Annotated in this window: 3 protein-coding genes and 1 pseudogene; 2 read left to right on the top strand and 2 right to left on the bottom strand. The window is 63.3% G+C overall.

The features are described from left to right. Nucleotides 1–131, top strand: a pseudogene (locus tag Q1W26_RS10925) (IS5/IS1182 family transposase); the annotation flags it as partial. A 19-nt stretch (nucleotides 132–150) separates the two neighbouring features. On the opposite strand, the gene Q1W26_RS10920 reads toward Q1W26_RS10925, so the two are convergent. Next, nucleotides 151–657, bottom strand: a complete 507-nt coding sequence (locus tag Q1W26_RS10920) for a hypothetical protein (RefSeq protein ID WP_300439749.1) — start codon at nucleotides 655–657, stop codon at nucleotides 151–153. Nucleotides 658–1,031: 374 nt separating this feature from the next. Between Q1W26_RS10920 and Q1W26_RS10915 the strand changes: the two genes are divergently transcribed. Then, on the top strand, nucleotides 1,032–2,336 hold the full coding sequence (locus tag Q1W26_RS10915) for an IS4 family transposase (protein ID WP_300439746.1): 1,305 nt from the start codon (nucleotides 1,032–1,034) through the stop codon (nucleotides 2,334–2,336). Between the two features lie 27 nt (nucleotides 2,337–2,363). Here Q1W26_RS10915 and gpmI read toward each other — a convergent pair. Then, nucleotides 2,364–3,853, bottom strand: a 1,490-nt coding sequence (gene gpmI, locus Q1W26_RS10910; protein WP_300439743.1) for a 2,3-bisphosphoglycerate-independent phosphoglycerate mutase, incomplete at its 5' end; no start/stop codon positions are given.

Below are 3,853 nucleotides of genomic sequence, written 5' to 3'. Positions count from 1 at the left end.
GCTTCAAGTTATTAGGGGAGCGACTGGCCGCTCGAGCGCCGGAGCGCCAGGCTGCCGAGGTGCATGTGCGCTGCGCGATTCTGAATACGTTCAACCGGCTTGGCATGCCGGTGACGGTCGCTCATGCCTGAAATCCGCCTGGGGTTGGGGTTACTTGGCTTGAGCCAGAGTTATGCAACAACGCCTGACGTACATCTCGGCCTCGCGCTTTGAATTGAATTGCCTGTCGAAGCGGGCGTTGCGTTCATCTATCCAGGACACCATCCAGCCCTCCTGATCGTCCCGATGCATCCAGCAGCCGGACGCTTGCGGCTTGCCGTAGCGTGCAACGCTTGTGGGAATACCGGAATGGATCATGTGCCGCACGACATCGTCTTGCGTCAGGGGTAACGCGCGCTGAAAGGCACTTGCATGCTCGGCGAACGTCAGCGCAGCGACGCGCTGGGTGCCGAGAACACTGCGGAGGAGGCAAACGACATTTCCCGACACGAGCGCATCGATACGCTCGGCGATGCTGACGTCTGCCAGAGTCAGGTAGGGCTCCGGGCCGTAACTCTGGCGCGCACGCTCGTAGTCGGACGGCTTTCCGAGCCAGCCGAGTACGGCTTGAAAAGCCGAATACAACACGTGCCAATTCAGCCTGCGCATCGCACTCATCACCCCATGTATCAATGAAAGAAGTTGATTGGAGCAGTCGGGCGATGCGGATTGCAGCCCGGCTTTCTTTTCCCCAAAAGACAAAACGGGCGCGCGCCTTTCGGCAACGCGCCCGTATTTCGGCTGACTTGCGTCCGGACTAAGAGCTTGTCCGTGAATAAGAGGCCGAGGCCTGGGAGCTGAATCGCCGCCAATGCCAGGCTATTTACGGACAAGCTCTAAGGCCATACCGTTCCACACAACCCCATTGACATGTTTTTCTGGCCGGTGCGAGGCCGGGAATAACCCTTCGCTATAGTCTGGTATACCTTGTGCTTACGCCATAGCCTTTCATCTACCATGGCATGGCAATGATTCACGAGGGGAGTTGGGCGATGGCGGAGTTTGCTGGGGCGGACATGGGCGATGCCCGTCTGACCAAACGCTTGGTCAAGCTGGCGGATCGGCTGGGGGATGCCCCATCTGCGAGCATTCCCGGGGCGTGCAACGGCCGGGCAGAGACGCAAGCGGCTTACCGGCTGTTTGATCAGGCACGGGAAGAGAAGCGTGGCCTGGGCTGGGAAGAGGTCCTGGCGCCTCACATGGCACGGACCGAGACGCGCATGGCGGAGCACCCCGTGGTGCTGTGCCTGCAAGACACGACAGAGCTGGATTTCAACGGGCAGGACATGGATGGACTGGGGCGACTGTCTTATGAGGCGCAACGCGGCATGTACCTGCATCCGACCTACGTGGTGACACCGCAACGCTTGCCACTGGGCATTGTTGATGCGTGGATGTGGGCGCGCCCGCTCGAAGTCTCGGAGAGCCAGCGCTGGATCGAAGGCTACGCACGCCTGGCCGAGCGTGCCGGGCACCTGCCGGCAACGCGTCTGGTCTATGTCGCCGACCGGGAGGCCGACATCCTCGAACTGATGCAACGCGCCCATACCCTTGGGCATCCCGCGGACTACCTGCTGCGCGCTCAGCACAACCGCTGTTTGCCGCAGGGCGGCAAATTGTGGCCGGCAGTTCTGGCCGCAACGCCCTTGGGTGATATCGAATTCACCCTGCCCGAGCGCCTCAACCGGCCGGCGCGCGCCGTGCGCCAGACGCTCCATGTCCGCCCGGTGGATCTGCCCGACGGCCAGGGCGGCATGATGCCGGTGACCTGCCTGATCGCCCGCGAAACCGGTGTGCCTGAAGGGCAAAAGGCGGTCGAATGGCGTTTGCTGACCAACCGTGTCGTTGCCACCCTGGAGGAGGCGGCGCAACTGATCGACTGGTATCGGTGCCGCTGGGAGATCGAGACCCTGTTTCATGTGCTCAAGAACGGCTGCCGGGTCGAATCGCTGCAACTTGGGCACGTCAGAAAACTGGAGCTGGCGCTGGCCATCTATCTGGTCGTCGCCTGGCGGCTGGCCCACCTGACACGGCTGGGTCGCATCCTTCCCGATCTGCCCGCCAGTGCCGTGTTCGAGCAGACCGAATGGCAGGCCGCCTGGCTGCTGGCCGAAAAACCACCCCCCAGAAAAATGCCTACCCTGCGCGAAGTGATCCGCCGCATCGCCATGCTGGGCGGCTTCCTGGCCCGCAAAGGCGACGGTGAGCCCGGTGTCAAAACCCTCTGGCAGGGCTACACAAGGCTCAGTAGCTTCGTCAGAGGGGTTGAGCAGATGCGCTCGATTCATGCGTTATGAATTGTGTGGAATGGTATGCTCTAAGGCTTACTTCACCTCCAGCACGCCCTCGTCCCACTTCGCGTGCTTTTCCAGCCCCAGCAGGTTTGCCACCGTGGCGGCGATGCTCGACAGGCCGGCGGTCGGCGTCTGCTTGAGCCCGAGTTTGCCGCCGCTGACCTTGTCGAAAAGGATCAGCGGAACCGGGTTGAGGGTGTGGGCGGTTTTGGCCTTGAAGGATCCGTCCTTGTTCTGCGCCGGCAGTTTGGTTTTCTTGTCGAGTTCAAACATCTCGTCGGCGTTGCCGTGGTCGGCGGTGATCAGGGCGACGCCGCCGGCCGCTTCGATGGCGGGCAAGAGGCGCGCGAGGGCTAGGTCGACGGCTTCGACGGCCATGGTGGCGGCGCGGAAGTTGCCGGTGTGGCCGACCATGTCGCCGTTGGCGTAGTTGCAGCGCAGCACCTTGTACTGGCCGGAGTGCAGCGCGGCGATCATGGCGTCGGTGATTTCGGCGGCCTTCATCCACGGGCGCTGCTCGAAGGGCACCACGTCGCTGGGGACTTCCTGCCAGGTTTCGCCTTCAAACTTGACCGAACGGTTGCCGTTCCAGAAATAGGTGACGTGGCCGAACTTTTGCGTTTCGGAGCAGGCAAACTGGGCCAGGCCCGATTTGCTGAACCACTCGCCCGAGGTGTCCTTGATGGCCGGCGGGGCGACCAGGAAGCGGGCCGGCAGTTTCAGGTCGCCGTCGTACTGGAGCATGCCGGCGTAGGTCACCTTGGGCGCACGCACCCGGTCGAACTTGTCGAAGGCGGCTTCTTCGAAGGCGCGGGTGATCTCGATGGCGCGGTCGCCACGGAAGTTGAAGAAGACCACCGAATCGCCGTCCTCGATGGTGCCGATGGGCTGGCCGCCGTCGGCAATCACGAACTCGGGCAGATCCTGGTCGATGGTGCCGGGATGTTTCTCGCGCAGGCCGTTCACCGCCTCCGTGGCGTTGGCAAACTGCGGGCCTTCGCCGAGCACGTGGGTTTTCCAGCCCTTTTCAACCATCGGCCAGTTGGCGTCGTAACGATCCATGGTGATGAACTGGCGGCCGCCGCCGGAGGCGATGCGGGCGTCGAAGCCGCCGCTGCTGACTTCAGCCAGGAAGGCCTCGAAGGGCACCACGTACTCCAGGGCGCTGGTTTCGGGCACGTCGCGGCCGTCGAGCAGCGCATGGATGCGCACGGTTTTGATGCCATCCAGCCTGGCCTGACCGACCATCGCCTTCAGGTGGTCGATGTGGCTGTGCACGTTGCCGTCGGAGAACAGGCCGATGAAGTGGATCACGCCTCGACCGGCCTTGGCACCGGCCACGATCTGCTGCCAGGCCTCGCCCTGCCAGATCGCGCCGTCGGCGATGGCGTTGGCGACCAGCGCCGCGCCCTGGGAATACACTTGCCCGGCGCCGATGGCGTTGTGGCCGACCTCGGAGTTGCCCATGTCGTCGTCGGAGGGCATGCCCACCGCGGTGCCGTGGGCACGCAGGGTGATGT

It is taken from the genome of Zoogloea sp. (assembly GCF_030157465.1).
Lineage (GTDB): Bacteria > Pseudomonadota > Gammaproteobacteria > Burkholderiales > Rhodocyclaceae > Zoogloea.
The sequence above is the reverse complement of the archived record's forward strand: the minus strand, read 5'-3'. Positions and strand labels throughout refer to the sequence as shown.